The 2,761-nt window shown below is 61.2% G+C and carries 2 protein-coding genes and 1 pseudogene; all 3 read left to right on the top strand.

The window, feature by feature from the left end:
- Positions 1-58 precede the first annotated feature (58 nt).
- Positions 59-946, top strand: a complete 888-nt coding sequence (locus tag VGO04_RS05590) for a proline/glycine betaine ABC transporter permease (RefSeq protein ID WP_327494973.1) — start codon at positions 59-61, stop codon at positions 944-946.
- Positions 939-2,018 (top strand): glycine betaine/L-proline ABC transporter ATP-binding protein, encoded by a 1,080-nt coding sequence (locus tag VGO04_RS05585; protein ID WP_327494972.1) that lies wholly within the window; start codon positions 939-941, stop codon positions 2,016-2,018. The genes VGO04_RS05590 and VGO04_RS05585 overlap by 8 nt, the downstream gene beginning before the upstream one ends.
- A 110-nt stretch (positions 2,019-2,128) precedes the next feature.
- Positions 2,129-2,761: pseudogene (locus VGO04_RS05580) on the top strand (oxidoreductase); the annotation flags it as partial.

The raw sequence follows: 2,761 nt of genomic DNA, 5'->3' as shown, positions 1-2,761 counted from the left end.
ACCGTTCCTGCCGACATAACAAGAAGAACGGATCGGCTCTTTCGAGAAGGGGAACCGAATGGACTGGTTTTTTCAATTTCCGCACATGAACGACAACGCGCTTCGAGACCTGAAGAAGGTCATCGACGAGACTTTTCGCGGTTTCACCCGCAGCTACGGCGATCTGATCGAGGGCTTCTTTGCGCCGCTGCAGACGTTTCTGATCGCCGCCGAACGGTTCATGACCAAGACGCCCTGGCCGATCATCACACTGTTGATCCTCGCCATCGCCTGGGCAGCGACACGGAGCATTCGCATCGCCGCCGGCTGTCTCGTGACGCTGTTGCTGATCGGCTACTTCGGCATGTGGGACGACACGATGCGGACGATCTCGATGATCTTTGTCTGCACCGTTCTGTCGATCGCCATCGGACTGCCGATCGGCATTCTGATGGCACGCTCCGACAGGGTCCAACGGGTCGTCAATCCCGTGCTCGACGTGATGCAGACCATGCCGAGCTTCGTCTACCTGATCCCTGTCGTCATGCTGCTCGGTATCGGCAAGGTTCCGGGCCTGATCGCCGTCGTCATCTACGCCATCCCGCCGATGATCCGGCTGACCAATCTCGGGATTCGCCTGGTGGACAAGGATGTTCTGGAGGCCGCCGATGCGTTTGGCGCCGACAACAGGCAGAAACTCTTCAAGGTACAGCTCCCGCTGGCGCTTCCGACCATCATGGCCGGCATCAACCAGACGATCATGATGGCGCTCGCCATGGTCGTCATCGCCTCGATGATCGGCGTTCAGGGGCTTGGCCAGCCGGTACTGAAGGCAATCGCCAACCAGTATTTCACGCTCGGCATTTTCAACGGTCTCGCCATCGTCGGCATTGCCATCATGTTCGACCGTGTCAGCCAGGCCTATGGCGAACGGCTGCAGAAGCACCGGGAGGTCGTCCATGGCTGACCATGCTTTCGGCGGCATTGCGATCCGTCATCTCTACAAGATCTTCGGGCCGAATGCGCAGTCGCATGTCGAGGCGGTGAAGAACGGTCTGACCAAGGCCGAACTCAACGAACGGCACGGGCACGTGCTCGGCCTCCGCGACATCAACATCGAAATGCCGTCCGGCTCCATCCAGGTGATCATGGGGCTTTCCGGATCAGGCAAGTCGACGCTCATCCGTCACATCAACCGGCTGATCGATTCGACCGCCGGCGAAGTCCTCGTCGACGGCATCGACGTGGTGAAGATGCCGGAGGCGGAACTGCGCGAATTCCGCCGTCACCAGACAGCGATGGTGTTCCAGAAGTTTGCGCTGCTTCCGCATCGAAGCGTGCTCGACAACACGATCTTCGGTCTCGAAATCCAGGGCGTATCGCGTGCGCAGAGCATCGACACGGCGATGCGATGGTTGGAGCGGGTTGGGCTCAAGGGTTTCGAGAAGAAGTACCCGAACCAGTTGTCGGGCGGCATGCAGCAGCGCGTCGGCCTTGCCCGGGCGCTGGCCAATGACGCGCCGGTTCTCTTGATGGATGAAGCCTATTCGGCCCTCGATCCCCTCATCCGCACGGACATGCAATCGGTGCTTCTGGACCTTCAGAAGGAGATCAAGAAGACGATTGTCTTCATCACCCATGATCTCGACGAGGCCCTTCGACTGGGTGATCAGATCGCCATCCTTCGCGACGGCGAGGTCATCCAGCAGGGTTCGAGCCAGGATATCGTGCTGAGGCCAGCCGACGACTACGTTGCCAACTTCGTCAAGGAGGTGAACCGAGGCCGCGTCGTGCATGTCGGGGCGATCATGGCGCCGCTTGGTACGACGGCTGCCGGCAGCGGGCAGAAGATTGCAGCCGATCTCACGGTCGAAGAGGCGGTGCGTGCGCTTGCGTCAGCACCCGAAGGCGATATCACCGTCGTCGATCCCGCAGGCAAACCTCTCGGCACGGTCACCTTCCGCCAGCTCGCAAGCGCCATGGTCAATGCGCATGAGACCAACGATCGGACGACGGTGATTGCGGCCACCGCCGCGTGACGCGCCGAGCCGACAGTCCAATTGCCTTGTCTCCGGGCGGTGTGTTCGCCGCCCGGAAGGGACGATGAGCCCCTTCCCAACCCGATCCTCTGCCCGCCCGGAGTTGCGCCATGTCCAAGAAGTTTCCCCGGCTGTTCTCTCCGCTCAAGCTGCGGTCGCACAGGCTGAAGAACAGGATCGTCTTCGGCGCCCACACGGCGAACATGGCCGTCGAAGGTCTGCCAACCGAACGCCATGCCGCCTATTACCGGGAACGGGCGATCGGCGGCGCCGCGATGATTGTCGTCGAACCGATGCCGGTGCATGCCGCTGCGGTTCTGACTCGCGGCAATTTCCGCCATTCCGACGACAGCGTCATCCCGCATTTCAGGAAGGTGGTCGAAGCGATCAAGGAGCATGGGGCCGTTGCCATACAGCAGCTCTACCATGTCGGCGCCCATGGGGATTCCGACAACTCCTTTCATCCGCATTGGTCGCCTTCGGGCGGCCCCAGCTATCACGACAGCGACGGCTCGCATCCGATGACCGAGGCCGAGATCCATGAGACGATTGACGGTTTCGTCGAGGCGGCACGGCGATGTCGGGACGCCGGCTTCGACGGCGTCGAAGTCTGGGCAGCCTATCTTGGCATGGTCGACCAGTTCTGGACCCCCTGGTGCAATCGGCGCGACGACCAATGGGGCGGTTCGCTCGAAAATCGTACACGGATGTCGCGGGAGATCCTGACGCGGATCAGGCAGGTC

Origin of the sequence: Ensifer sp. (assembly GCF_035999185.1) — a bacterium.
Lineage (GTDB): Bacteria > Pseudomonadota > Alphaproteobacteria > Rhizobiales > Rhizobiaceae > Ensifer.
This window is presented reverse-complemented; position numbering and strand designations above follow the sequence as displayed.